Below are 25,406 nucleotides of genomic sequence, written 5' to 3'. Positions count from 1 at the left end.
CAACCGCTACCGAAGTCCCCTCCCGACGTTGTCAGGATGATATCTATGACCCTCCAGAAAGCGTGTCTAGAGGCGCCGTTCGGATGCTGATCTGACAGTTCTTATGAGGACGGCTGACGTCAGATTGGGGTGTACTTTAGTTTGCCGTGGCGGCCGCCCGTACTCATACGAGTGACCAAGGAACAAATGACCTGCCGAAGCACGAAAAAGGGGCCGGTCCAAGTGAAGTCAGTGTAGGAAAGTCTCGGCGCTGTTGGTGACGTGCTAGTTCAGGCATCCTGTCTACGCCAAAGGGTGTTTCACGAAGCGTCGTTGTCATCCGATAAGACGCAGGGACTGACAGTCGTGACATGGAACAGTCTTCTCTCATTTAGGTCGTCCTTGATCCAAATAATGAGTCCGTCGTTTGTCACCGGCTCCACGGTTCCGATGTGGTCCCCTTTCCCGGAAATTCGCAGTGGCACGGTGTCTCCGAGTCGAGTCCTGTCCGAATCAACAAAGGATGCTTCCCGGAGTCCTCGTGCTTTGTTCGTCTTACTTTGTCACAGAGTGGCCCTCCAACGGGTCTTCAGCATGAGGCTGTCGTTTACAGCAAATCGACTTCCCGGATGTGGCCGAAATGGATTTTTGGGCTAAGAGCGATGGTGAATGTTGTGAAGTTGACCCGGGTTACGAGAATGCCGCAGTTAGTGGCAGTCTCACGGAGTAGTGATGTGGCCTGGTCTAGTTGTTGGTCTCGTGAAGCGGGGTCCTCGACTTCAATCGTGATCACTGGGTTTGAACCGTCCCGGGAATCATGCCGCCTGTTTGTTGGCGGCGGCGTCGGGTAACAGGCCGGTTTGTAGATCATAATATGTCTGCTCGTATTCCTCTGGCGTCTGGTGATCCAGGGCGGAATGCAGGCGTTCGTTGTTGTACCAGTGGACCCACTCGAAGACGATTTCCATCACGTCGGTTTCGGTCTTCAACGCCCCGCTGCGGAACGGTGAATCCTTCGCGACGGCCTCGTTCTTGAACAGCCCCATCACGGTCTCGGCCGCTGCATTGTCATAAGCGTCACCGACGCTGCCAATGGACGGCTGCAGGCCCTCCAAGGCCAGAGTGTCGGTGTAACGGATCGAGGTGTACTGGCTTCCCGCGTCTGAGTGATGGATCAGTCCCGCCGGTGCCGGGCGGCCGGTGTGTTCGCGCCGCCACAGTGCCATCCGCAGGCAATGTTCGACGAACGCGGTGTCCTTGACGGTTGAGGTTTCCCAGCCGACGATCGCCCGCGAGTACAGGTCGATGACCAGGGCGACGTAGACAAATCCGGAGTACGCCGGGACGTAGGTGAAATCAGTTACCCAGATCTGGTTCGGGGCCGGGGCGGTGAAGTCCCGATTTAGCAGGTCGCCGGCGCGGCGGCCGTCCTTGCCGGGGATTGTCGTGCGGGTCTTGCGGCCTCTGACGAGGCCGTTCATGCCCTCTTCGCGCATGAGCCGGTCCACGGTGTGTTTGGAGGCTTCCGGGAACCCGTTACGGCGCAGCCACTGCGTCATCTTCCGCCTCCCGTAGATGATCTCGGGCCGGGGGCGCCCCTTCGCATCCGGGAATTTGAAGGCCCGGAGTGCATCGGTGACGCGGGCGTCTTCGATGGTGCGCAGGGCCGGCAGGCGTTTCTTCCACGCCCGGTAGGTTCGTGCGGCGACCTGCACGCCCTGCTCCCGCAGGACGGCACAGATCGACTCGACCGCATAACCAACAGCCCGCATTTCGTCGATAAATCGACAGATCAACGGCGGCGAGGGTCGAGCTCCCTCGCGAAGAAAATCGAGGCCTGTTTGAGGATCTCGTTGGACTCTTTCAAGTCCCGCACCTCAGCCCGGAGCCGCTTGATTTCCTCCAGCTCGTCACTGCTTGGTCCGGTCTTCTCGCCGGCATCGACCTGGGCTTGGACAACCCAGCGCCGCAGCGATTCAGGGCCGACCCCGAGCTTCGGGGCCAGTGCCTTGCAGGCGGCATAGACAGACGGGTATTCGGACAACCGATCCAAGGTCATGCGCACTGCACGGTCACGGACTTCGGGCGGAAACTGCTTGGGCATAATCACTATCTTTCTCAAAGAAGATAGCGGCATCAAACCCGGGACGGTTCAGTTTGCGTTCGACATATTCGTAGTTCTCCTTCAGTTCGGGGTCCGAAAACCGGTTTTGGGTAGGTGCCGAGTGTTGGGCTTTGTTGCAGCCATGGTGACCCCTTGAAATGGTCGTGAGCCGATTGCCTCGGGCTTAGGGGAACGACGCCGGCGGAGGCGGCGATCCATGGCCTGGCCCGCAGAAGTTGCTGGTAGTGGTCCCAGCCGCCGAAGTCGCAGATGCGGTCGTCGAGTGAGACATCTTCAAAGCTTGGGCTTCCCGGATCCGAGCCTCTTCTTACTCAACTCTCCTCCGGCAATCGAGCAGTAGGAGACCAGTCACATCGTTTGGACAGACAGAAATCGGCCATACCGTTCTGGGCCTTCCGTCCGTGGCGGACTATTGAACCTGGAGCAATACCGTGTAGGGCGTGCTGAAGTAGGGACGTGATTCCCTGTTGAGTTACCGGGACGGGGTTCGACGGCGGGGCGGCGGCCATTACCCGCTCTACAGCTTCGGGGATGCCGGCGGTTGTAAAGCCGCATGTCGCTAGATTGCGAGGGGCGTCGAGGGCTGTGTATAGACCCAGCAGCGCCCTTGCGGCTGCGGAAGCCCCGTCATGGCTTCGGCCGGCGTGCAGCTTGTGCTGGCCACCGCGGTCCGCATGTTCTCCGGCCCCTTCCGGTGTATATCCCAGTGCTGTGGCCAGCCGGCGCGCCAGTTCGGGCACGGCTGGAGCGTTGAAGGCCAGTACGTGGGGCAGTACAGCGGCGTGGGTCTGGGCATGGGGCAGCTCAAAGGTCCCGCCGAGCACGTGGCAAATCTTGTGGTGCAGTCCAGACCCTGCCGAGGAGAATGCGACTGCGGCTAGGTAGCACCCGTAGAGGGCCTGTTCCCGGGAGCCGATGTCGCCGGGGTCGAGGACGATCCCGCGCAGGGCGAGGTTCAGCACCCGGGCACCTTCCAGAGCCAGGGCCTGGTTGATCGGATCTGTGCGCGGCGCCCAGAGGGAGTCTACGCAGTGGGCCAGTCCATTGAGTCCGGAGGCAACGGACAGTTCCACCGGCAGGGTCTTGGAGAGGTTCGCGTCGTATATCACCGTGGCGGGGAGGGTACGGTCGTCGACGCCTGTTGTTTTGGTGCGGCCCTCTGTTATTCCCCATATGTTTGTTGCTTCCGATCCGGCATAGGTAGTGGGAACGGCTACAATCGGAATTCCAGTGGTCAGGGCAACGGCTTTGGCCAATCCGGTCGTGGACCCGCCGCCGATGGAGAGTAGGACGTCGACTCCGTACTCAACCGCTGCGCTGCGGGCGCGCTCGGCCACTGCGAGGGGCACGTGCTGGTTCACGTCGTCCCACCATAGGACGGTGTTGACGCCGTCGGCCACGGTCTCCGCCAGGGACCGTTTTGAAGGTGCAGCGATCACCATTGGGCGAGTGGTTCCCAGCCGGTCCATTTCAGTGGCCACGTTGACAGTGGCTTTACCCGTGCCAAAAAGTATTCGCTGCCTAAGTGTTTCGTGCGTGAACGCAAGTGTCATGACTCAGCACCTTCTCGAAGGGACACAGGACGGGGAAGCGCGGCTGGGGGCCCGGTCGTGACGCGCCCGGGCACAACGGGCGACACGTCGCGCGCTGAACTTTTACAGCGTCAAGGCCCCATCAGTACGGAGGCCGACGGATAGTCCGAGGCGAAGGTGTCCGACAGTGGTGCAACGAAAACATTTTCAGTGCGGGTCCTGGTGAATTTCCAGCCGCTGTCAGTCTTTCGGAAGGAATTGTTGAGCCGACTCGACCGCAGCAACGACTTCCCGTCGGAGAAGAGCCAAGGCTGCATATGGATCCACTGGCCGGTGGCGTTGTCACCGTCGACGTATATTTGTTCCGAGGTGAGGTAGTGGGCGTTGAGCAGCAGCGCGGGTTCCTGCTTCTCACCCCAGAAGCGTCTGAAGTGTTCGCGGATCGCCTCGTGCCCCTCGGCGCGGCCGAACTGCTTGTCGTAGTACTCCCCAACGCCTTCCCAAACGGCGTCCTCGGAGTAGAGGTCAACGATCAGGTCAATTCGGTGCGCGTCGTCGCGGACCGCGAACTCAGGGCAGGGGGTGTCGCAGAGGAACATGTAGCGGGCCTGGAGGCGGCGGATCTCAGCCTCAGCCTCCAGCACCTCAATCCGCTGAACCAAGCTTGCCAGCGACGCTTCTTCGGACATCGGTATCTCCATATCGTGGTGTTAGTCGCGGAATCGTTTAACGATGCTGGCCCCTGCGCGCAGCTGTTGCTTCATAAGGCACCTCAATTGCGCAGCTGCATGTTGCGCAATTGAGGCGGTTCCCGTACAAAACTGTGCGTTGGCACGGTGGGGCGAGAGAACTGCTTCCAAGGCTCAGTTGCCGGGCATGGTCTCCTGAAGATTCATGGGCGCGACCATGCCGGGCGTCCCGAAGGATTGCTGGGCTGCGTTAGTTAGCTGTTGCGAGGACGAAGTCGTAGCTGACTTCGCGGCCGGAGCCGTCGGCCTTATCCCGCGGGTCCAGGACCAGTTCAGGCTTGACTGCCGATGCAATGTCATCGGTGAGGTGTTCGCCGGCCTGGAAGTACAGCTGGGTGGTGATGAGCTGGTGGTCAGCGGCACTGACCTTCAGGTGCAGGTGTGCTGGCCGCCAGGCGTGCCATCCTGCTGCGTCGATGAGCTTGCCGCAGGCTCCGTCTGTAGGGATCTGGTACGGCGCGGGCTGGACGGTGCTGACCTCATAGCGCCCCTCGGCGTCCGTGAGGATCGTTCCGCGCAGGTTCCATTCCGGAATGCCCGGGGCGAACTGTGAGTAAAAACCAAGATCGTCTGCGTGCCAGATCTCCACTCTTGCGCCGGCAAGGGGGCTGCCGTCGACTTTGGTGACTTTGCCGTGCAGCACCAGCGGCGTCCCCGGCTCATGGTCGCGCATCGGGAGCGTTCCCGGGGACTCCGAGACTGGCGATTCGGGTACGTAGTAGGGGCCCTCGATGGTGCCCTTGCTGCCTTCGCGGTTCTCGTTGGCCACTTCCTCGACAGCATGTTCAACCCATACGTCGAGGAAGAGGGGCCACTCACCGGTTTCGCCTACCGCGATCAGCCAGGCCTTAAGGGCGTTGTACTCCTCATAGGTGACCTTTTCCTCAAGGACGGTGTCGACCAGGGCCTTGATGGCGCGAGAAGCAAGTCGGTGGACCCGTTCGGTGGTGACTTCGGAGGTGACGCTGTTGTTGGCCCGGAATCGCTCGGTAGCTTTGGCTCCCGAATCAGCGGCTGTGGCCTGTGTTTCTACGGACATGGTGTTCCTTTCTGAGTGTCAGGCTTCTTCAGCGATACCTGACATGGGCGGTTACTTGTTGCTATCGAGGGCAGAAGGGTGCTTGGCGAGGGGTGTGACCTCAATGCTCATGAAGGGGTAAAGCGGGAGTGCCTGCAGAATTTCGTGGAGGTCATCGTTGCTGTCCACGTCGAATACTGAGTAGTTTGAGTAGGCGCCCACGACGCGCCACAGGTGAACCCATCGCCCGTCACGTTGCAACTCCTGGGAACGGGCTTTCTCGGTGGCTTTAGCGGCTTTAATTTCTGCCGCTGGCAGCTGCGAGGGGATATTCACGTCCATCTTGACGAGATAAAGCATGGGTAGATACCTCCGAGGTGTGTTTGGTCTGTCGGCTAGCGGTCTTGACGGTAGCGTTCGAGCCGGTCCGGATCGATCTCGGCCCCTACTCCTGGGACGTCGCGTACGGTAATCGCTCCGTTGGTGATGGTGAGCGGTTCTGCCAGCAGGTCATCGGACATGTCCAGGAAGTTTGAAAGTTCGCCGGCCCGGCGGGAGGTCGCTTCGTGTGCCGCCCCGAAGGTGATGGTGGCCAGCGTTCCGATTTGGGAATCGATCTGGTTTCCCATGACGACGTCAACGCCCAGCCCGGTGCACAGTCCCAGTATTTGCTGTGCTTCTGTGAACCCGCTGCGCGCTGTCTTGATGCTGATGGCGTTGCAGCCTCCGGAGAGCAGTTCCCGCGAGACGTCTCCGGCGGTGGGGACGCTTTCGTCACCTACGACGGGGATGGCCGATTTGGTAACGAGACGGCGCCGGCTCATGGTCTCTTTCGCGTCGCAAGGTTCTTCCAGCAGGGAAAGACCCAGCCCTTCTGTTCTTCGTAGGACCTCCAGAGCCTCATTTGCTGTCCAGCCGCGGTTTGCATCCAGGTAGATGTCCACCTCTGAGCCAAGACCATCTCTCAGTACGTGGCAGGCCTCTATATCTAGCGCGAGTGGGCGGCGTCCAACTTTGAGTTTGAAGGTGTTGATGCCGTATTCGGCGCTGATCCTGACTGCTTCGTCAAGGAGTTCGGACGCTGGTTTGAATCCAAGCATGTGGCTCACTGACATGCGGTCCGTGTACCCTCCGAGCAGACCGGACACCGGTTTGTCGCAGGACTTCCCAATGATGTCCCATAAAGCGATGTCGATGGCGCCTTTGGCAGTTTGATTGTGGACAGTTCGGTTGAGGATTGCGTGGATCTTGCCGCGCTCCAGTGGGTCCAAGCCCAGGATTGCGGGCGCGAAAATCGTGTCTACGACGGCCATGGCGGACTGCTGCGTTTCACCGTATGTATAGGGACGAGGGGGAAGATCGGCTACTCCGGTGATTCCTTCGTCGGTGTGTATGCGGATGAGCACATGCTCAGCGTCACTCACATAGCCGCTTGCGAAAGCGAGAGGCCTTGAATAGGGGATCGAGTAGGGGATCGCCTCTATGCGATCTATCTTCAACAGCAACACCTTTGGTCGTGACAATGACGTCGTTTCTAACTGGATAGGGTCAAGGATCTTCGTCGCGGACTCTTGACCCCTCAATTTTCGTCGCCCGGCGGATCAACCAACAGGCGAACTATCACGGGGCCTTGTAAGGCTTTTTCTCCTATCGCGACAGGAGAATCCGTCGTAGCGTTCGATAGAAATGAGACTAAGGAGGCTGTGGATGCCACAACGGAATTTCCATCGCATGTTTTTGACCTGCTACATGGACACATTTGGCTATGGCTGGCACCACGTGGACTTGTTTGTTCACGACGAGCAAGGACTGGAGGTGAACTGGGTTCATTGGCAGGTGGATGAGGATGGGCCCATGGCGGCTGATGCTGTTACAGCCCTGGTCGAGCCTGGGCTGAAACGCACATCAGAGTGGCAGCATGGAATGAGTGCCAACGGGATGGAGTTTTGGACTGCGGACGCCGCCTGGCGGTAAACGAAGCTCTCCAGAGCACGGACGAAGAGAGGCTCCGCTGGATTTTCCAGCGGAGCCTCTCTTCGTCCGACGAGTTTAGTCTTTAGTTTGCGGCGACATTGCTTTTATTGATTGCAACGTGAGCGTATTTGCGCTGTAGGCGTTGGCCCGTGCGGTCAGGGTTCAGAAAGAAGACGGACAGAACGCCGGCCAACAGCAGCAGCATGCCTGCCACGCCGAATGATTGGTGGACACCGGAGGTCATGTTCGCGATCATTTCGACCGTGTCCTTTTGCCCGGGACTTGGAGTTCGGTAGCCGGCATTGTCCATGAACAGACCGACAGCGGTCGGGGAAATGATGGCGCCGACAGATGCTATGCCTCCCAGCGTGGCCATCAGGACTGGCCTCTGCTGGGGTCCTACTGCATACGCCATGGCGCTCGGGGCCATGGGGTAGATAACACTGCACCCGGCGGCAACCGTCAGGAGTACTACCGACGCCGCACCCGTTGTTGCAGGCAAGAGAAGGAAGGACAGTCCGGCAACGGCAAGAGACACCCCAAACGGTATACCAATTGCTTTGTATACGCTGAGGCCACGCCTCATCAGGTACCGGCCGAGGATGCCCAAGGCGAGCAAGACGGCGGCGCCGAAGAGCCAGGGGAAAGTGAAGAAGACGGCGACCATTTCAGGTGAGAGATTGACGACACCCGCGAGGTATTTGGGGGACCAGGTCGTGAGGAATCCCTGCGTCCAGAAGTTGGTGAATCCTGCGAAAACGGCGACGACGAAGGATCCGGAAGTGAGGATCGCACGCCATGGAACTCGTTGCTGACGATCGATGCCTGCCAGTCTGTCCTGCTCAGCGGAGTCGTGTTCTGGCGCGCTTGCGGGAGCCTCCGTTCCGGCATCTGTTTCAGATTCGAGGGCCGTGATCCCGTGGTGGGGCTCCGTTTTGGATGACTTGAGTCGCTTGCCGCCATAGGGCCCGTCGGCTCCTAGGGTGAACCAGGCTATCGTCCAGAGAAGTCCGATGATTCCCAATACGCCGAAGGCCCAGCGCCAACCGAAATTGACGATGACGACGGCCAGCAGGGGGGCTGCGATCACAGGCCCGAGGGTTGAACCGATGGCGATGAGGTTGCTGGGCAAGGATCTTTCCGCCGGACGGAACCAGGAGTGTGCTGATGACAGTGAGATGGCCGTCGCTGGTCCTTCGGCACCGCCAAGCAGGATTCGGGTGACGAGAAGAACAGCTGCACCACCGCCGAAGAGCATCGGAAATTGAAGAATTGCCCAGCTCAGTCCCATGGCAAGGAGCACCCACTTGATGGGGACTTTACCTGCCCAGATCCCGAGGAACACTGATGCTATGGCGTACAGAAAGAAAAAGGCGCTGCCGATGAGTCCAAATTGCACCGTGCTGATGCCTAGCTCAGGTATCGCCTGTTGGGCCACGAGGCCCAGGACGGCTTTGTCGGCAAATGCGATGATCTGGAAGAGAACGAGCATGACCGTTATCAGCCACGCCCTCCGGTTCATACGGCCAGTTTGAACGGCCTCCGCCAGGGATCCTGGCTTCGCGGTTGAGGAAATCATTTAGGCCTCCTTGTTGTCGGGCGAGTGAGAATGTAGCAGGTGTCTGCTAGTGATGGCTGGCTGGATTTGGTGGCTGGCCGAAGCGCGGAGGGATTTTTCTATGCTTTCGCCGATTTGGAAGAGTTTTGGTTCCCGGCCGGGGACTCCGATGAGCTGCAGACCAAGGGGCATCCCGTTTCTGTTCCGTAATCCGGGGATGGTCAACGCGGGGAGGCCCATCGCCTGCCAGGGTCGGCTGAGAACAGGACTTCCTGCCGAGAGGTGCCGCCCCCAGGGCTGCCGGGCCCAACACCGCATCGAATCGCTCCAGCAATGCCAGAAATATACGGCGGGACGCGGCGATGCGCTGGAGGGCAGCATGGTACTCCTCGTCCGTGATGCCGCAGCCCGCGGTGAGAAGATCGATGAAGGCCTGGCTTACCGCCTCCGGTTGAGTGAGCTCAGCAGAACGCTCGACCGCGGCTTCCGCAGCCATCACTGTGGCGTGGTCCGTCGCCAGACCGCGGATCAGTTCGTGGTCTGTCCACTCGGTCAGGTGGATGTCGTGGCCGCTGTTCAGGACGCTGGAGGCGTGGTCCAATGCTCCTGTCATGCCCAGGGTCAGCTCGTCCAGCCCGCTGCCGTTCCAGAGCAGGAGATCCACGGAACCGGGGATGTCCTGAGTCTCGGTTGCGTCATGGCCGCTCAGGGCATCCCAGGCATAGCGAAGGTCTTTCACGCTGCGGGCCAATAACCCGAGGGAATCCAGGGATTTGCTCAATCCGGCAATGCCGGCCATCGTAAATTGTCCTTGCGCTGCGACAAAGCCTGCAACGCCGCAGTAGGACGCGGGGCGGGTTAGGGATCCTGCCGTTTGCGTCCCCAAGGCCAGGGGTACCGTGCCGGCTGCGACGGCGGCGGCCGAGCCGCTGGATGAGCCGCCGGGGGTGTGTTCGGGGTTGACGGGGTTGCGGGTGGGGCCGGGGCTGAAGTAGCCGAACTCGGTCGTCACGGTCTTGCCGAGTACCACGGCACCTGCATCGCGTAGGAGACGAACACACTCTGCATCGACCTCGGCAGGAACTTGGCCTTTCAGGCTGGACCCGCACGCCGTCGGCAGACCTTGGACGTCGATGAGGTCCTTTACCGCAACGGGAACGCCCCACAGCGCCCCTTTTTTTGGTCCGCCAGAGGCCTTGAGGGCGGATGCTTGCTCGAGGGCACCTTCCTCATCCACTAGGACCCATGCCCGAACTGACTCTTCGGTTTCGGCGATGGACTTGAGGCTGTCCTGAACGGCGTCATGAGGAGTGAGGATCCCGGCTTGGAGGTTGGAGGTCAGCTCCAGCAGGCTGTGGGAGACTCTCAAACTGCCACCAGTTCCGGCGTCACGGAAAGGCGATGAAACTGCCTCTTGAAGTAAACGAGGCTGTCACGCTCCTCCTGGACCTCAATGCGGTCCACTTGGACGAAAATCACCGAATGGGACCCCTGCGTGGTGCGGTCGCTGATGCGGCGTTTACCGCCGCCGGCAGGTGGGCCATCGCGGAGCGGAAATCTTTCTGGATCTGGGAAATTTCGGGCATTTTGTTTCTCCATCCGCCATGACCGGAAACCGGTCGTTTCGTGAATTCCTTTAATAGGAATCTAGGATGGTTTCTGGTTAATGAGTATTGCGATTTGTCCCAGCAGGCTTTAGTGTTCGCCTTAGCAAAGTAGGTGACATCTTTACACGACCTTCGTTGACTGCCGGGTTGCAGGGTAGGTAGTTTCAAAGGAAGCCCATTTTCCCCTTGCAAGGTCGTTATCCATGGATTCACCTGAAGCTCTCGTGTACATCGTTGACGATGATGAGGAGCTGTGCGCCTCGCTGTCGTGGCTGCTCGAGTCGGTGAACATCAAGTCCCGGATCTACAACGACGTGGCCACGTTTCTTGCAGAGTACGATCCGGAGTTGCCGGCGTGCCTGGTGTTGGATGTTCGGATGCCCAGAACTGGCGGGTTCCAGCTCCAGGAGACCTTGAACCAGCTTTCCTCACCGATTCCCATCATTTTTGTCTCAGCACATGGAGACATACGGATGTCAGTGAAGGCGTTGCGGCAGGGTGCTATGAACTTTCTGGAAAAGCCCTACGATCCCCAGCACATGCTGGACGTGGTTCAGGAAACGTTGGGGCTGGCTCAGGAGCGCTTCGAAGCCGACCGCGGACGGCGGGAAATCATGAAACGAATTGCCAGTTTGACTCCCCGCGAGCGGGAAATACTTGCACTGGTCATCGATGGTCTTCCGAGCCAAAACATCGCCCGGAAGCTCGGTACGAGTGTGAAAACGATCGATGTCCACAGGACGCGCATCAAGGCTAAAACCGGCGCGGATAGCATTGCCACGCTTGTGCGCGACATCCTGCAGCACCAGGTGCCCGTGATGTAAAAGTCTGGTGATTTGATCCGTCATCGGATCGGCCTGAATTCCGTGACCGCAAACGCAGAAAGGTCGGCCCATATGGGCCGACCTTTCTGCATTCTTTCATTTCGGACTGCCGCTGCCTTTGTCCTCAGAGGAGCTCGAGGACGAGGCGGGACGACTTGGCCCGCGACACGCACGCCGCGATCTGATCATTGGCCTTCTTCTCGCTGCTGGACATGCACTGATCGCGATGGTCAGGCTGCCCGGCGAGGACTCCCATGATGCACGTGCCGCAGATTCCTTCCTGGCATGTGGTGTCGACTTCAACATCGTTGTCCGCCAAAACTTGGACGATGGACTTCCCGACGGGGACCTCGTAGACCTCACCGTCCAGTTCAACCTCGAATGTCACGTCGCTGTCGGTATCAATGGGTGTGCCGGCCTGGAAGTGTTCGATGTGAACGTTTTCTTCCGGGAGCACTGCTAAAGCGTGCTGTTGAACACGCCCCATGAAGCCTTCCGGTCCGCATGTGTAAACATGCGAAGCAGATGTGAGGCCGACGAATGCTTTGTCCAACGCAGCCGGTTGGTCTTCGCGTTTCAGCCCAAAATGGAAATGAACACGTTCACCAAAGCCACTTTTTTCCCTGAGTAATCCACGGAAGGCCGCTTCGTCAGGGGACCGGGCAAAGTAGTGGAGGTCAAAGTCCTGTCCAGCGCGATGCAGGTGATACGCGATGCTGATCATTGGTGTGACCCCGATGCCGGCGGCCACAAGGATGTGGCGGTCAGCGTCAGCGGCGACCGAGATCAGATTGCGTGGGGCGCTGATCTCAAGTTCCTGGCCGACTTCCACCTGGCCATGAAGTGCTGCTGAGCCACCGCGCGAATCCGGTTCGAGTTTGACGGCGATGACATAGTCTTCAGAGGTATCCGGCCGGCTGCACAGTGAGTACTGGCGCACCACGGCTGTGGGGCCCACGATGTCAACGTGCGCGCCCGCCGGGTAGGGGTCGAACGGTGCCCCATCTATGCGCTGGAGTCGGAAGGATTTGATGTTGGTGGTCTCTTCCAGCACTTCGGCCACTCTTACCTTGAACATACCCATGGGGCAACGCTCCTTTCTTGTTTCAGCTTGTGGTCTGATCGGCGATGAATGGCGCAGGATTAGCGCATGTAGATGCCGCCGTTGATGTCCCAGCAGGCTCCAGTCACCGATGAGGCGCCGGGTGAGGCCAGCAGGGCAACTGTTTCGGCAACGAATTCGGCATCGCCAAAGCGGCCCACGGGAATATTTGCCTTAATGGAGTCCAGCTTGTCGTGGTCCACCGTTTCGTAGACAACGGGGAGCTCCAGTGGGCCTGGAGACACCGCATTGACTGTGACCCCGGAGGAAGCGAACTCCCTCGCGAAGACCTTCGTCAGGGTCGACACACCGCCTTTCGAGGCGGCATAGTGTGCTCCCGTAGCTGTTCCTCCGTTATGCCCCGCCAGCGAATGGATGTTGATGATCCGGCCGTAGCCCCGGTCGCGGAAGTGCGGTGCGAAGACCTGGCAGCCCAGGAAGGTCCCTTTGAGATTGATCTCGACATTGTCGGAAAAGTCTTCGGGGGTTATTTCCAGAAGAGGGGCCACCTTTGAGCGCCCGGCATTGTTGACCAGGACATCGGTCCCGCCCCACTTTTCGGCCAATGTGGCGAGGACTGCTTCGAAGTCACTCTTCCGGCGGATGTCCAGTGCTCCCGCCCAGACGGTGTCCCCTGAGGGGTCGAGGCTGTCAGCGACCGGCTGGACGGATTCCGCACTGGTGCCTGTGATAGCTACCCGGAATCCTTCCTTGTGAAGCTTACGGGCGATGATTTCGCCGAGTCCGCGGGCGGCCCCTGTGATTAATGCGACGTTGTTCATGGTGCTCCTAGAGGAGGAAGCCGGAGGCGTTGACGGCTGAGTCAGAGTTGACTAGGCGGATGACCTTGAGGTCGATCCTGGCATCGTTGCCGGCTATCTTGATCCGGTGGGTGAGGTCAGCGCCTAGCATCTGGAACTTGTCGCGTTTGAAGCCGACGAGCACCTGCGCTGAACGTAAGGTGACGGTGTCTTCCGTGATCTCCTGGACGGTGAAACGGGAGATTGTTCGGGAGGTGCGGGCCGCAGCGACGGCGGACATGGAGTAGCCCTGTACCAGGCGGGTTACGCGCATGTGACGCATCCGGGCGTCGTCGTAAACCATGTTCAGGGACGATTCGAAGTCCTCAACGTTCGGTTCAACCGGTATGACGTATTTAGCATCTTCTGTGTAGAGGGTCTGCCAGGCCTCGTAGTCCTTATCGTCGAGAAGTTGGGCCTCGAGCCAGATAAGTTCAATTGCGCGGGCGACGCGGGGATCAGACAGGTTGCCGAGACCCAGGTCATAGGGCTCGCGGGCGGGGCGGTTGTCGATCGCTCCCACTTCTTCGGGGGCCTCAGTTGTCATCGCTCATCATCCTTTTCCACATTGCGTACGCTTCGCGCATGCCGGTTTCATCCGTCACGTGCGAGGTCTTCCAGCCTTCTTCAACGGTTTCTTCGCGGCCAAGGCCGCGGTTGACCAGGATCGGCATATCCGGGTTGGCTACTGCTCCGCGCTGTACCCGGTCCCACGCCTCCGAGTCATCGGAGGTGCCAAAACCGAAGGGTCCTTGGAAGTGCTCGTGGATACGGAGCCGTTCGCGGTTGACGCTTTCGGGTCCGCCGTCCAGGCCGAGCGCCATGTGTTGGATTTCGGTTTCATTGACGGAGATGGGGCGGAGCACACGGAAGAAGGACATGGACAGTGAGAGGTTCGGGAACAGGTTCAGGTTGTAGCCGGCGCCGTGCATGGTGCGGACGATGCGGCGCACCTGTTCCTGCGGCATGGTTTCGGACAGCTCATCGATGATATGGCGGAACCGTTCCTGGAGTTCTTCGGAACCGTCATCCTCTTCCAGATCAACGTGTTCGGGGACCATAACGGCAACGCTGTGCCCGTTGCCCAGCGCGTGGGTGACGGCATTGTCGTCGGTCATGAAGGAGAGCATGTCAGCGGTCTCTGCATCGACCGAAGCCATCCAGGAGCGGTGCACGATCGGGAAGTGGTATCCGTCGGTGGTGTTTTCAAGCTGAATCTTCCAGTTGCCGCCGAACCGGAACTTGTGCTCGCCCTGGACTTTCACAGGGAAGCCAGCGCCCTGCTTCATAAAGCGGTCAATCCAGATCTTCGCGTCGCCGAGGAATTCCTCGAGAGGTTCGATGTCCGTCTTGAACGTGGCGAAAATGAGGCCGTTGTAGGACTCTACGCGCAGCTTTTGGAGGGATAGATCCTTCTTTTCGATGACGCCTTCGTAACCGTCCGGGTACGGGATGCCCCGAAGGTTCCCCTCGAGCGAGTACGACCAGGAGTGGTAAGGGCAGGTGAACCCGTTGGCCTTGCCTTTGGGAACCTCGCAGACACTGGCGCCGCGGTGCCGGCAGCGGTTGAGGAGTACGTTGAAGTTGCCTTTGCGATCTCGGTTGACTACGACCGGCTGCAGGCCGACGTGCGCCATTTTGTAACTTCCGGCATCTGGAATTTCGCTCTCGTGAGCGACCCAGACCCAGGTGCTGTAGAAGATCTTTTCCATCTCCCAGTCGAAAATTTCGGGATCGGTGTAGAGCCGGGCAGCAACACGGTCGTCGGCTGCCAATCCGGCGAAACCGCCTGACCGGTCTGTAGTTGGGACAGTCATCGGTACTCCTTCAGTTGCGGGTCAAGTAGGTGTTAAATCTCGGTCGTCTCCGTGCCCAATCCGGGACGAAGAGCTGCTTGTCTGAAAGCGGCTGATAAGGGCAGCGACGCCCTCCACGAGCAGGTGCCAGGGCTTAACCTGCTGGGGCCACGTCGTCACGGATTACGAGGGCCCGCCCGATGCGGGCCTCGATCGTGGCGTAATGCCATAGGGCATGCTCGCCGATCATTGTGGTTCGGAAGAGGTTGCAGGCGCCCTTAACGGTCTCCTGAGTGTCAACATCGGCGAGGATGTAACAGGTCCAGGGCCACCCGGTGGAAGGGCCCACCATGTGGGAGTCGTCATCCATGTTTCCGATGACTTGCACGCCTTGCATGCGTGCCATTTCCGACATCATTCCTGAGAATGCGGTCCAGACACTGCCGATTTCATTCTTGGGGAGGTCGAAAAAATTCTGGTTGATGCCAATGCAGAAAAGCACTCGCAGCGGTTCAGCGGTGGTTGTCACGTTAGCTCCTTGGTGCTGGGTCTAGATGAATGCCGGGATGGACGGCGGGGTGTCCATGAGGACTGCGCCTGCGCCGTCGTAAATGCCGTCGCCGAGGAAGGCATGCTGGGTTACGACGGAGGCGTCCCTGAGGTATCGCTGCATGGGGTTGGAATCGTAGATGGCCGCGGTTCCGGACAGGGTGTAAGCGCTTTGGACTGCTGCCGCCCCGACCTTTGCAACGTGTGTTGATGCCAGGCGAAGGAGAGCTTTTTGCTTGTTTGTGGCCGGGTCGCCGGCGCTGACCGTAGCGAACACTTCTTCAGAAATGTCGTAGAAGAACGCACGGGCCGACAGCAGGGATGCTTCGGCTTTGGCGATGTCGATGCGGTAGTAGGCCCGGTCGGCCAGTTTTGGAGCGCCGGTGATCCCAGTGCGTCCGCTGCCGACCTGGATGGCGTAGTCGAGCGCTGCCCGGCCTGTGCCCAGGTTTACGGCCGCGAGTACCTGGGCAGCATAGGCAATTGCTGGGTAGCGGTACAGGGCCTCATCCACGGTCGGTTCACCGCCCCGTATGAACGTCCATTCATCCGGCACGAACTCTCCCTGCACGCGCAGATCGTTGCTGCCTGTGCCCTTGAGTCCGATGACATCCCAGTTTTCGGCAATCTGAACCTGGCCCGGCCGCAGCAATGCCGTGAGGGGCTTTCCGTTGCTGTTATCTCCGCCGGCCAGCCCAACGCCGATAATGTCCGCGCCCCGGCAGCCGCTTGAGAACTTCCATTCGCCGGTGACGTTCCATCCACCCGGGAGACGGTCCACCTTTTGGATGGGGAAGAGCCCGCCGGCGAATACAACGTCCGGACCGTCTGCATAAAGCTTTGCCTGGGTTTCAAGCGGCAGGGCCGCCAGATATACGAGAGCAGAACCAAAACTCGCGACCCAACCGGCCGAGGCGTCAACGGTGGAGAGGCGCTCAATAATCTTCAGGAATTCAGCCGGCGGCAGGGCATCGCCTCCAAACTGTTTTGGGGTTGCGGCGCGGTAGATTCCTGCCTTTTTGAACTCGGCAATCACATCACCGGGTACGGATTTCTGGTCAGCGAATTCTTCGCGGCGTCGCTCTACCGTCTTCAGCACCTCGTCTAAGGTGGCGCTCGAAGTCGCGTTCAGGACTTCTGTCATGTGAGGCTCCCACTGGTTCAGCATCGAATTTTGTCTGCTTCAAAGCTATGGGGGCGCCGACTACGCAACAATGGGAGATTCTTCGCGGGCCAGCACAGCATTTCCTCGTTTTGCTAAGGAATTCACCTATGCCCAGCGCCGGCAGTCCGGGCGTAAAATTCCTTGTGTCCAACTCCTCTTTAGCTGACGAGCTACCCTTCCCTGACGTTGGCGACTACGCCAGCCTGATGCAGTCGCTGACATACTGCGTCCTCATTCATGATGCCGAGACCAAAGACATCTTGTGGGCCAACCAGGCAGCATGCGACATGCTGGGGTTCAGCCTTGATGAACTGAGGCCCCTCAAGGCGCCTGACATGAGCAGCGCTGATCCGAGATTCGGGCGCTCCATCGGGGTTCATTGGCTACAGGACGCCGTTGACCAGGGGATGAGCCGCATTGAATGGATGTACAAGTCAAAGACCGGGCGCGAATTCCTTTCAGAGGCGATAGCCGTGAGGGTGGAACTGCGCCAGCGGCCGGTCATTATGGTTCAGTTCCGTGACATCGAAAAAGAGGAACTGCTGAAGTCCGACCTGCAGCGAACCGAGGGCAGGCTGCAGGCTTTCCTGCGCCATATGGCCGAAGGAATCCTGGTCGTGGACCAGGATTCGGTCATAAGTTATGCCAGCGTTGCAGGTGGAGAGCAACTCGGCACGGATGCAAACGAGTTGATTGGCACGGCGCTTCTGGGGCTTTGCACGGCGCAGTCCAAGCCGGTACTCCAAAAGGCCCTTGCCAACCCCTACCCGGAAGGTTCCCCTGTTAGCCTGCGTTTGGAAATTGCGCGCCCTGACGGAATCAGGGCCTGGTTCGGCGCCAGCTGCCAGCACATTGCCTTGGAGCACGATCTGACCGGCACGCTGGTGCTTCTTCACGACATATCTGACCAAGTGGCGGCCGAGAAACAACACCGGCGGGACCTTGAGCACCTCAACTATCTCGGCCGCTACAACGCGATGGGGGATATGGCTATGGCCATAGCCCACGAGCTCGGTCAGCCTCTTGCCGCCGCCACAAACTTTATCGACGGAGTGGCTCGCCGGCTGGGCAATCCGACAACCAGCAGCCGCGACCTTGAATATGGCCTGGATAATGCAAAGAAGCAGATCAACAGAGCCAACCAAATCGTTTCCAGCTTGCGCGCGTTCGTAGTTCAGCTTGAACAATCCGAACAGATCGTTGACCTCAACGACATTGTCGAAGACTGCCTCTACTTCATCATGCTCCGGGCACAGCAGCACGACACGGAGATCCAAGTCGTCAAAAGCAACCTGCCCATCTTGATTCGATGCGAAAAGGTACTCACAGGTCAAGTGATATTAAATCTCTGCCACAACGCTATTGACGAAATGTCAGGATGGCCGCCGAAGGAACGCCACGTCACAATTACCACCTACGCGACTGCCGAGTCGGGTGTCTTCCGCGTAGCTGATCGCGGCCAGGGGCTGGCCCACATCCCGGACGGGCGCATTTTCGACGGTGCCTTCACCTCCAAGTCAACGGGAAGCGGCATTGGTCTCGCCCTCAGCCACCGCATCATCACAAGGCAACAGGGCCGTCTATGGGCTGAAGAAAACGAATCGCGAGGCGCTTCGTTCACGTTTGAGCTCCCGCTCGCCGTTGGCGATGAAACCGACGACTGGCAGTAGATCTAGCTCGGGATGACGGGGGGAGGGGGCATCCGATGGCGTTCCATAGCGGGCGGCCCGGACAACTATGACGAACGGATGAGGCCGAGCAGGGCATCGAGCTGGGACATGAGCTGAGCGGGGGTGGAGGTACCAGGGGAGAGGGAAACGCTGATCTGAGCCCCGAGGAGCATGTTCAGTAGGACCGCGGCGAACTCTTCATCCTTCGTCGCTGGACCGGTTTCCCCGGAGGCCCTGGCATGCCGGAGGTGCACGAGGATCTGTTCGCGCCACTGCTCCACTGATTGTTCGTGCAGGGCGGATTTGGATGCGTCGGCCAGTGCGCGTTGCCAGAACGCAATGACGATTCGGGCTTCGCTCTGCTTCTCATCATCCAGCGGTAGTACTTCGTGGCAGAACACACGGAGGGCGGCCAAGCCTCTGTTGTTCCGGGTGGCCTTGACTATTCTTTTGTTCGTTTCCTGAAAGACATGCTCGAAAGCGAAAGTGAGCAGGTGCTCTTTGCTGGGGAAGTAGGGTTTCAGGGCACCATTTGCGAATCCTGCCTCAGCCGCGATTTCCCGCATGGTGGCGCCGCCGAGGCCGTCACGCGCGATGATCCTCCACGTGGCCCCGACCAGTTCGACTCTTCGCTGATCGTGGTCTACAACTTTTGGCAAAAAGACTCCTTGTATTGGGTCCGCTGTGGGGGACCCCATCTAGGTTAACCGGACATTCTCGCTCGTGTCTCACGGGATCGCCGGGTTCAGGCGCAAAGGATGGACAGGACCCGCAAGCTAGCATGGCACCCTCGGCCGCCCGGAGGGTGGAGAGGGTGCCGTGCCTGGGCTTTTCGCTACACCTGAGGGGTCTGCAGGACGTGGCTATCGGATGACTGCTGGACGGAAGGAAGTTCGTCGCCGGGATCACCCTCGCCGCCGTGTCCGATGCCGTCATAGATGGCGGGTTTCTTGTTCTTAAGGTGGTGGCCCCACCACAGTCCAGCGGCTCCTGGCAGGAGGGCAATCGCAGGGAGGATCCAGGAAAGGGGTGATGACCCTGTGGAGCCGATGAGTGCGTCAAAATTCACGAAGATGAGTACGCAGACGAGTCCCAGTGCCAGGGCGCTGAGCAGTGGGGCTATGAGGCGGGTCCAGAGTGAGTGCCCGTGATGGTTGGTACGGAAGTAGCCCCAGACGGAGAGGGAAACCAGAACCATGAGGAACACCAGTCCGAGGGCGGCTGTATTTGAAAGCCACGTGAAGAGAGTCAGGACGGGGAAGAGGGGGCCGAGTTCGGATCCTGTACCCGCGACGGCGAAGATCACTATGGCAATCAGGGCTATGGCGGATTGTGTGAGTGAGCCGGCGACCGGGGCATGCGTGTGACCGTCGACGTAGGCGAGCCGTTGGGGAAGGACACTTTCCCGGGCGAGGGAGAAAATGTATCGCGCCACAGCGTTGTGGAAGGCCAGCAGGGCTGCAAAGAGGCTTGTCAGGAAGAGTACTTGGGCTATGTCGGCCATGATCGTGCCGACATTTTGCCCGATGAAGGCGAACATAAGTTCGGGTCCCATCTCCCGTGAAGCTTCCACGATCTGGCTCGGACCGGTCGCGGTCATCATGGCCCAGGCAGAAAAAGCGTAGAAGGCAGCGATGACAGCTACGGAGATGTAGGTGGCCCTGGCAATGGAGCGGGTGGGGTTTTTCGTTTCCTCGCTGTAGATCGCGGCAGATTCAAAACCCATGAACGAGGCGATACTGAAGGCCAGTACGCCCCCAACACCGGCGGTGAAGAGGTCGCCCGGCAGCAGCCCTGTTGACGACACTCCTTCGGGCTGCACAACGAAGGCGGCCACGTCGAAGATGATGACTGCCAGAAACTCCAGTCCGACCATAACCGCTACGACGCGGACAGAGAGGTCCACCTTGTTCACGCCGAGCCAACCTACAACCAGGAAGGCGACGCCGGCCGTTGCCCACCAGGGGATATCCGAGCCTGTCTTGGCGTTGATGAACGCTGCCGAGGCGAACCCGAAGAGACCATAGACTGCCACTTGGATGCAGTTGTAGGCAGTGAGGGCAAGGAACGAGGAGGCAACGCCGGTTCTCTTTCCCAGCCCTTGGGCAATGTATGCGTAAAAGGCGCCGGCGTTTCGGATCTTTGTGCTCATGGCGGCGTAGCCGACCGTGAACAGGGTAAGGGCCACACCCAGCACAATGAAGGACAGTGGTACGCCCATCACGCCGTTCACGGCGAAGTTGCTGGGGTAGCCTCCGGCGACAACAGTCAGGGGAGCCGAGGCGGCAATGGTCATAAAGACCAGGGCGGGGACTCCGAGCGTGCGCCGGCTCAGTCCAGGGGGGTCCGAGCTGGCCGGTGTATTTGGGGTTTGGTGGGACATTTCAGCCTCCGAGAGGTGGATTTGAGATGCAGGGGAAGTTGTTCGACCGGTGAGTGCTGCAGACACACTTTTCATGGTTTTGCCTGCGGGGGTAGATGGGCACCGGAATGCTTAGGGTGGGGGAGGCACCATCGCATCCCCCACCCGGTTGAGTTATGAAAATTGGGTCACTCTTCGCGGCAAACCGCTGGTCTTAGCCGTTGATTACCTGAGGAACACCCAAGGCTTTGAGGCCTTCCACGCCGAATTCGAGGCCGTAACCGGACTGCTTGGATCCTCCGAAAGGAATCAGAGGGTTAACCATTCCGTGGGCGTTGATCCACACGGTTCCTGCCTGGATGCGTGAGGCGACTTTGCGGGCAGCGGAGGGGTCTGCGGACCAGACCGAGGCGCCCAGTCCGACGTCGAGCGCGTTCGCCATGGCAACTGCCTCGTCCACAGCGCTGTATCGGATGATCGGCAGGGCGGGGCCGAACTGTTCTTCCGCGACCAGGGGGTTGTTGTTGTCGATGTCGGCCACCAACGTGGTGGGGTAGAAGTTGCCGGGCTGCCCGGTGTCCGGGTTGCCGCCCAGCAGGACGCGGGCACCGGATGCCTTCGCCGCCTCCACGAGCCGGGCGACGATGTCGAACTGCTGCCGGTTCTGCAGGGGGCCAAGCACGTTGTTCTCGTCGAGTCCGACGCCCATGGGCATCGCAGCTGCGACCTTGGTGAGTTCGTCGCAGACGGCGTCGTAGATGTCGTCGTGGACGTAGAGGCGCTTGAGGGCCGCGCAGGTCTGGCCGGTGTTGATGAAGGCGCCCCAGAACAAACCTTCAGCAATGGTCTTGGGATCGGCATCGGGCAGGACAATGCCGGCGTCGTTGCCACCCAGTTCAAGGGTCAGCCTCTTGACTGTATCCGCAGATGACTTAATGATCGCCTTGCCCGTGGCAGTGGAGCCGGTAAACATGACTTTGCCGATGGCCGGGTGCTCAGCCAGGCGCGCGCCGACGTCGCGGCCGCCGGAGACCACGGAAAGCAGGCCTTCGGGCAGCTCCTCGTTGATGACCTTGATAAGGGCCAGCACGGACAGGGGCGTGTATTCGGAGGGCTTGACCACTACCGCGTTGCCCATGCGCAGGGCCGGGGCAATCTGCCAGACGGTGATCAGCATGGGCCAGTTCCAAGGACCGATGGCACCGACGACGCCGATGGGCCGGTAGTGCAGTTCGGCGCGTGTTTCGCCGTCGTCGACTACTGTTTCAGGATCCAGCGGCGTGGCAGCGGTGGCGCGGAGCCAGGCGGCGCAGCCGCCTACCTCAAAGCGGGCGTTCGGGCCGTTCAGCGGCTTTCCCTGCTCTCGGGAGAGCAGGTGAGCTAGCTCTTCGGCGGAGCGTTCGACGGCGTCGGCGGCCTTCAGGAGTGCAGCGGACCTCGCCTCGTGCCCCAAAGCGGCCCATGCCGGCTGTGCCGCAGCGGCGCCTCTAATGGCAACTTCGAGGTCTTCGAGGGTGTGCACCGGGGCTTCCCCCACGGGTTCTCCGGTCGCCGGGTCAAATATCGTCCTTGATTTTGCCGTCGACGTCGCGCGTTCCGAGGTGCTGGTGGTTGTGATGATGCTCATCGTGCTCCTTTTGCTGGGTTTACGGGGACCGAGGGTGCGGCGATAAATGCGGGTGGCCCGGCCTCGGCGGAGGAATCTCCTGCCGTCATGGGCTCTCATCAACTGCATGACGTGTGACTCAACACACAGTAGACGCCGAATCCGCCCTCTGTCATCTTTTTTCCACAATTGGCGAAAAAAACTTTTTGAGTCTCGTGTGGCCTTGTGGCGACGATCACAAGGCCGTATTATCTACAGTCATAGAAAAAACTTTCCCGACTTTCACGCGAATGAGGACCAATGACAACCCCCGTACTTCAGGCCGTACCAGTCCACACGTTGGCAAGCCCCGACGAAATAACAGCGGTCCAGTCCCTGCTGCGTTCAAGCGGACTCCTCAGCCCAGAGAAGCGGATTGCCTATCTGGGGCTTCTGGATCCTTCACGTGCCCAGGAAGGACAGGACCGCCGGTTCCGGGTCTTCATCCATGACGTCTCCGGCGCGGCACCTGTGGACGTCGTGGTTTCCCTAACCCGTGGGAAAGTCCTCTCCGCCACTCAACTGGACACCAATGTCACCGGCGAGCTTCCAGTCCTGGAAGAGGAATTCGAGCTGGTGGAGATTCTGCTTTCTACGGATGAGCGCTGGCTGGATGCCCTGGCTGCACGCGACTTGGACGTCGCCAAGGTCCGTGTTGCGCCGCTGTCGGCCGGCGTGTTCGACTACCCGGAGGAAAGGGGAAAGCGCATCCTGCGCGGTCTGGCGTTCGTCCAGGATTTCCCGGAGGACAGCGCCTGGGCACACCCTGTGGACGGGCTTGTGGCCTACGTGGACGTGGTCAATAAGGAAGTCACGCAGGTCATTGACCTCGGCCCCATGCCGATCCCAGTCGAGCACGGAAACTACACGGACCCGGAACTGACCGGGCCGCTGCGCACCACCCAAAAGCCCATCAGCATCACCCAACCCGAAGGCCCCAGCTTCACCGTCACCGGCGGCAACCACATTGAGTGGGAAAAGTGGAGTGTGGACGTCGGCTTCGACGCACGCGAGGGTGTTGTCCTGCACAACCTCGCCTTCCAGGACGGGGACCGCAAACGCCCCATCATCAACCGGGCCTCCATCGCCGAAATGGTGGTGCCGTACGGGGACCCGTCACCCATCCGGTCCTGGCAGAACTACTTCGACACCGGCGAATACCTCGTGGGCCAGTACGCCAACTCCCTCGAACTCGGCTGCGACTGCCTGGGCGATATCACCTACCTCAGCCCGGTCATTTCCGACGCCTTCGGCAACCCGCGGGAGATCCGCAACGGCATCTGCATGCACGAGGAGGACTGGGGCATCCTCTCCAAGCACTCCGATATGTACACAGGCATCAACTACACCCGCCGCAACCGCCGCCTGGTGATCTCCTTCTTCACCACCATCGGCAACTACGACTACGGCTTCTACTGGTACCTCTACCTCGACGGCACCATCGAATTCGAAGCCAAGGCAACCGGCGTCGTCTTCACCTCCGCCTACCCCGAAGGCGGCTCGGACAACATCTCCCAGCTCGCCCCCGGACTGGGCGCCCCGTACCACCAGCACCTCTTCAGCGCCCGCCTGGACATGGCCATCGACGGCTTCACCAACCGCGTCGAGGAAGAAGACATCGTCCGGCAGGCCATGGGCGAAGGCAACGAACGCGGCAACGCCTTCTCCCGCAAGCGCACAGTACTGGCACGCGAATCCGAGGCCGTCCGTGAAGCCGATGCCCGGGCCGGCCGGACCTGGATCATCTCCAACCCCGAGTCCCGGAACCGCCTGGGCGAACCCGTGGGCTACAAGCTCCACTCCCAGAACCAGCCCACCCTGCTGGCAGACCCGGGATCATCCATTGCCCGGCGTGCTGCGTTCGCCACCAAGGACCTGTGGGTCACGCGCTACGCCGGTGACGAGGAGCGCTACCCCACCGGCGACTTCGTGAACCAGCACTCCGGAGGCGCGGGCCTGCCGGCCTACGTCGCCCAGGACCGTGATATTGACGGGCAGGACATCGTGCTCTGGCACACCTTCGGCCTCACGCATTTCCCGCGCGTGGAGGACTGGCCGATCATGCCCGTGGACACCGTCGGCTTCAAACTCCGCCCCGAGGGGTTCTTTGACCGCAGCCCCGTTTTGGATGTACCGGCTAACGCTGCCGGTTCGATGTCTTGCCACAGCTCTGCCGCGGAATCCGCACATGGTTCCGCCCACGGCGAAGCCGCCAGACACTGCCAGTGAGCATCACCCGGAATCGTTAATGAACTCGACGGCAGGACGGCGCCGGTCAGCCGGACCCGTCCTGCACCCCCGGATCTGCGCAGCCCTGACGGCTGTCTCCTGTCTGGTGCACGTGTGGCTCGCTGCAGCAGGTCACCATGACGCCTGGCTCGGCGTGCTCATGATTGCGCTGGCGGCCGTTTGCGTCCCATGCGCAGTTCATATCTGGCGAAACAGCCGTGTCGGTGCCCTCCACCAGGTGACCCTCGCGGCCTTGGCCATGGTTGCCCTGCACACCGTTCTGTTGCTGGGAGCGGGCGGTGGCGGACACCACCACGGTGGGGTACCGGCGTCGAGCGCTGTCGATACTTCCGGTGCTGCCGGACTGTTGCTCGTGATCTGTCTGGAAATCACGACGGCGTTGCTCGCCGCGACGCTGGTAGCCAGGCTAAGGTCTCGCGCCCAACGTCACGCTTCTCCTCCTCACGTCGGGGACTGAGATTTAGTTGGCCGAGGACCCAATGCTTTTTCAAAGCCCCTTGCCGGGATGCGTCGGCGCGGCGCGAGCCTCCCCAATGGCTCCATCTGTCCCGTGCACTGATGTGCGGACCTCGGCGCAATCTCGGTGGGGGAGTGCGCTCAGCCGGCTTCGGGTGCTTCGTCCAGCCGCTGGAGAAGCAATCGGAAACTGCCCCATGGTCGGTGGTGACGCATTTTCGTCCGTTCCTGAACTTCACCAACGT

23 protein-coding genes are annotated in these 25,406 nt (G+C 60.2%); 5 read left to right on the top strand and 18 right to left on the bottom strand.

What is annotated here, in order from left to right; all coding sequences use genetic code 11:
- Window positions 1-794: 794 nt before the first annotated feature.
- The 6 genes from QRN51_RS14915 to QRN51_RS14890 form a co-directional block, all read right to left on the bottom strand.
- Window positions 795-2,083, bottom strand: a protein-coding gene (locus QRN51_RS14915; protein WP_284990636.1) for an IS3 family transposase whose coding sequence is annotated in 2 segments (ribosomal slippage) — window positions 795-1,810 and window positions 1,810-2,083 — 1,290 coding nt in all. Because the reading frame shifts where the segments join, the coding sequence is not laid out codon by codon here.
- Between the two features lie 332 nt (window positions 2,084-2,415).
- Window positions 2,416-3,657, bottom strand: coding sequence for a maleylacetate reductase (locus QRN51_RS14910; protein WP_284990635.1), 1,242 nt, complete (start codon window positions 3,655-3,657; stop codon window positions 2,416-2,418).
- Window positions 3,658-3,767: 110 nt separating this feature from the next.
- Window positions 3,768-4,325 (bottom strand): nuclear transport factor 2 family protein, encoded by a 558-nt coding sequence (locus QRN51_RS14905; protein WP_284990634.1) that lies wholly within the window; start codon window positions 4,323-4,325, stop codon window positions 3,768-3,770.
- 250 nt (window positions 4,326-4,575) lie between these two features.
- Window positions 4,576-5,424, bottom strand: coding sequence for a catechol 1,2-dioxygenase (gene catA / locus QRN51_RS14900; RefSeq protein ID WP_284990633.1), 849 nt, complete (start codon window positions 5,422-5,424; stop codon window positions 4,576-4,578).
- A 51-nt stretch (window positions 5,425-5,475) separates the two neighbouring features.
- Window positions 5,476-5,763, bottom strand: coding sequence for a muconolactone Delta-isomerase (gene catC / locus QRN51_RS14895; protein WP_284990632.1), 288 nt, complete (start codon window positions 5,761-5,763; stop codon window positions 5,476-5,478).
- 35 nt (window positions 5,764-5,798) lie between these two features.
- Window positions 5,799-6,902, bottom strand: a complete 1,104-nt coding sequence (locus tag QRN51_RS14890) for a mandelate racemase/muconate lactonizing enzyme family protein (protein WP_284990631.1) — start codon at window positions 6,900-6,902, stop codon at window positions 5,799-5,801.
- A gap of 208 nt (window positions 6,903-7,110) precedes the next feature.
- Here QRN51_RS14890 and QRN51_RS14885 point away from each other — a divergent pair, with 208 nt between their 5' ends.
- Window positions 7,111-7,377, top strand: coding sequence for a hypothetical protein (locus QRN51_RS14885; protein ID WP_284990630.1), 267 nt, complete (start codon window positions 7,111-7,113; stop codon window positions 7,375-7,377).
- 82 nt (window positions 7,378-7,459) lie between these two features.
- Here the strand turns inward: QRN51_RS14885 and QRN51_RS14880 are convergent, their stop codons facing one another.
- The 3 genes from QRN51_RS14880 to QRN51_RS14870 are packed head-to-tail and all read right to left on the bottom strand — an operon-like array spanning window position 7,460 to window position 10,534.
- Window positions 7,460-8,956, bottom strand: a complete 1,497-nt coding sequence (locus QRN51_RS14880; RefSeq protein WP_284990629.1) for an MFS transporter — start codon at window positions 8,954-8,956, stop codon at window positions 7,460-7,462.
- A gap of 46 nt (window positions 8,957-9,002) precedes the next feature.
- Window positions 9,003-10,304, bottom strand: a complete 1,302-nt coding sequence (locus QRN51_RS14875) for an amidase (RefSeq protein WP_284990628.1) — start codon at window positions 10,302-10,304, stop codon at window positions 9,003-9,005.
- On the bottom strand, window positions 10,301-10,534 hold the full coding sequence (locus QRN51_RS14870) for a PNPOx family protein (RefSeq protein ID WP_284990627.1): 234 nt from the start codon (window positions 10,532-10,534) through the stop codon (window positions 10,301-10,303). Before QRN51_RS14870 ends, QRN51_RS14875 begins: the two co-directional genes overlap by 4 nt.
- A gap of 211 nt (window positions 10,535-10,745) precedes the next feature.
- On the opposite strand from QRN51_RS14870, the gene QRN51_RS14865 reads away from it, so the two are divergent.
- Window positions 10,746-11,366: a response regulator transcription factor gene (locus QRN51_RS14865; RefSeq protein ID WP_284990626.1), complete on the top strand. Its 621-nt coding sequence runs from the start codon at window positions 10,746-10,748 to the stop codon at window positions 11,364-11,366.
- Between the two features lie 124 nt (window positions 11,367-11,490).
- Here QRN51_RS14865 and QRN51_RS14860 read toward each other — a convergent pair whose 3' ends face one another.
- The 6 genes from QRN51_RS14860 to QRN51_RS14835 all read right to left on the bottom strand — a co-directional run bounded on the left by QRN51_RS14860 (window position 11,491) and on the right by QRN51_RS14835 (window position 16,757).
- Window positions 11,491-12,450, bottom strand: coding sequence for a PDR/VanB family oxidoreductase (locus QRN51_RS14860; protein WP_284990624.1), 960 nt, complete (start codon window positions 12,448-12,450; stop codon window positions 11,491-11,493).
- Between the two features lie 59 nt (window positions 12,451-12,509).
- Window positions 12,510-13,250, bottom strand: a complete 741-nt coding sequence (locus QRN51_RS14855) for an SDR family NAD(P)-dependent oxidoreductase (protein ID WP_284990623.1) — start codon at window positions 13,248-13,250, stop codon at window positions 12,510-12,512.
- Between the two features lie 7 nt (window positions 13,251-13,257).
- The gene (locus QRN51_RS14850; protein WP_284990622.1) at window positions 13,258-13,815 is read right to left on the bottom strand and encodes an aromatic-ring-hydroxylating dioxygenase subunit beta; all 558 of its coding nucleotides are present in this window, start codon (window positions 13,813-13,815) and stop codon (window positions 13,258-13,260) included.
- Window positions 13,805-15,085, bottom strand: a complete 1,281-nt coding sequence (locus QRN51_RS14845) for an aromatic ring-hydroxylating oxygenase subunit alpha (RefSeq protein WP_284990621.1) — start codon at window positions 15,083-15,085, stop codon at window positions 13,805-13,807. The genes QRN51_RS14850 and QRN51_RS14845 overlap by 11 nt, the downstream gene beginning before the upstream one ends.
- Window positions 15,086-15,218: 133 nt before the next feature.
- Window positions 15,219-15,593, bottom strand: coding sequence for a hypothetical protein (locus QRN51_RS14840; RefSeq protein WP_284990620.1), 375 nt, complete (start codon window positions 15,591-15,593; stop codon window positions 15,219-15,221).
- A 21-nt stretch (window positions 15,594-15,614) separates the two neighbouring features.
- Entirely contained in the window at window positions 15,615-16,757 is a 1,143-nt protein-coding gene (locus QRN51_RS14835) for an acyl-CoA dehydrogenase family protein (protein ID WP_284990619.1), read from the bottom strand.
- A 128-nt stretch (window positions 16,758-16,885) separates the two neighbouring features.
- Here QRN51_RS14835 and QRN51_RS14830 point away from each other — a divergent pair, with 128 nt between their 5' ends.
- Entirely contained in the window at window positions 16,886-18,448 is a 1,563-nt protein-coding gene (locus tag QRN51_RS14830) for an ATP-binding protein (protein ID WP_284990618.1), read from the top strand.
- Window positions 18,449-18,513: 65 nt separating this feature from the next.
- Here QRN51_RS14830 and QRN51_RS14825 read toward each other — a convergent pair whose 3' ends face one another.
- From QRN51_RS14825 to QRN51_RS14815, 3 genes are all read right to left on the bottom strand, one after another.
- Complete coding sequence (locus QRN51_RS14825; protein ID WP_284990616.1) at window positions 18,514-19,107, bottom strand: TetR/AcrR family transcriptional regulator; 594 nt, start codon at window positions 19,105-19,107, stop codon at window positions 18,514-18,516.
- A 176-nt stretch (window positions 19,108-19,283) separates the two neighbouring features.
- On the bottom strand, window positions 19,284-20,831 hold the full coding sequence (locus QRN51_RS14820; protein ID WP_284990615.1) for an APC family permease: 1,548 nt from the start codon (window positions 20,829-20,831) through the stop codon (window positions 19,284-19,286).
- A gap of 193 nt (window positions 20,832-21,024) precedes the next feature.
- Window positions 21,025-22,437 (bottom strand): aldehyde dehydrogenase family protein, encoded by a 1,413-nt coding sequence (locus QRN51_RS14815; protein ID WP_284990614.1) that lies wholly within the window; start codon window positions 22,435-22,437, stop codon window positions 21,025-21,027.
- A 279-nt stretch (window positions 22,438-22,716) separates the two neighbouring features.
- Between QRN51_RS14815 and QRN51_RS14810 the strand changes: the two genes are divergently transcribed.
- Window positions 22,717-24,684, top strand: a complete 1,968-nt coding sequence (locus tag QRN51_RS14810; protein ID WP_284990613.1) for a primary-amine oxidase — start codon at window positions 22,717-22,719, stop codon at window positions 24,682-24,684.
- A gap of 19 nt (window positions 24,685-24,703) precedes the next feature.
- Window positions 24,704-25,162, top strand: coding sequence for a hypothetical protein (locus tag QRN51_RS14805; protein ID WP_284990612.1), 459 nt, complete (start codon window positions 24,704-24,706; stop codon window positions 25,160-25,162).
- Window positions 25,163-25,406: the final 244 nt, after the last annotated feature.

Source organism: Arthrobacter sp. efr-133-TYG-120 (assembly GCF_030209785.1).
GTDB lineage: Bacteria > Actinomycetota > Actinomycetes > Actinomycetales > Micrococcaceae > Arthrobacter.
The sequence above is the reverse complement of the archived record's forward strand: the minus strand, read 5'-3'. Positions and strand labels throughout refer to the sequence as shown.

Bases quoted from the DNA above. Each gene is read 5' to 3' on its own strand.
- QRN51_RS14910 (WP_284990635.1), bottom strand. From the start codon at position 3,657: ATGACACTTGCGTTCACGCACGAAACACTTAGGCAGCGAATACTTTTT.
- QRN51_RS14905 (WP_284990634.1), bottom strand. From the start codon at position 4,325: ATGTCCGAAGAAGCGTCGCTGGCAAGCTTGGTTCAGCGGATTGAGGTG.
- catA (WP_284990633.1), bottom strand. From the start codon at position 5,424: ATGTCCGTAGAAACACAGGCCACAGCCGCTGATTCGGGAGCCAAAGCT.
- catC (WP_284990632.1), bottom strand. From the start codon at position 5,763: ATGCTTTATCTCGTCAAGATGGACGTGAATATCCCCTCGCAGCTGCCA.
- QRN51_RS14885 (WP_284990630.1), top strand. From the start codon at position 7,111: ATGCCACAACGGAATTTCCATCGCATGTTTTTGACCTGCTACATGGAC.
- QRN51_RS14880 (WP_284990629.1), bottom strand. From the start codon at position 8,956: ATGATTTCCTCAACCGCGAAGCCAGGATCCCTGGCGGAGGCCGTTCAA.
- QRN51_RS14870 (WP_284990627.1), bottom strand. From the start codon at position 10,534: ATGGAGAAACAAAATGCCCGAAATTTCCCAGATCCAGAAAGATTTCCG.
- QRN51_RS14865 (WP_284990626.1), top strand. From the start codon at position 10,746: ATGGATTCACCTGAAGCTCTCGTGTACATCGTTGACGATGATGAGGAG.
- QRN51_RS14860 (WP_284990624.1), bottom strand. From the start codon at position 12,450: ATGGGTATGTTCAAGGTAAGAGTGGCCGAAGTGCTGGAAGAGACCACC.
- QRN51_RS14855 (WP_284990623.1), bottom strand. From the start codon at position 13,250: ATGAACAACGTCGCATTAATCACAGGGGCCGCCCGCGGACTCGGCGAA.
- QRN51_RS14850 (WP_284990622.1), bottom strand. From the start codon at position 13,815: ATGACAACTGAGGCCCCCGAAGAAGTGGGAGCGATCGACAACCGCCCC.
- QRN51_RS14845 (WP_284990621.1), bottom strand. From the start codon at position 15,085: ATGACTGTCCCAACTACAGACCGGTCAGGCGGTTTCGCCGGATTGGCA.
- QRN51_RS14835 (WP_284990619.1), bottom strand. From the start codon at position 16,757: ATGACAGAAGTCCTGAACGCGACTTCGAGCGCCACCTTAGACGAGGTG.
- QRN51_RS14830 (WP_284990618.1), top strand. From the start codon at position 16,886: ATGCCCAGCGCCGGCAGTCCGGGCGTAAAATTCCTTGTGTCCAACTCC.
- QRN51_RS14820 (WP_284990615.1), bottom strand. From the start codon at position 20,831: ATGTCCCACCAAACCCCAAATACACCGGCCAGCTCGGACCCCCCTGGA.
- QRN51_RS14815 (WP_284990614.1), bottom strand. From the start codon at position 22,437: ATGAGCATCATCACAACCACCAGCACCTCGGAACGCGCGACGTCGACG.
- QRN51_RS14810 (WP_284990613.1), top strand. From the start codon at position 22,717: ATGACAACCCCCGTACTTCAGGCCGTACCAGTCCACACGTTGGCAAGC.
- QRN51_RS14805 (WP_284990612.1), top strand. From the start codon at position 24,704: ATGAACTCGACGGCAGGACGGCGCCGGTCAGCCGGACCCGTCCTGCAC.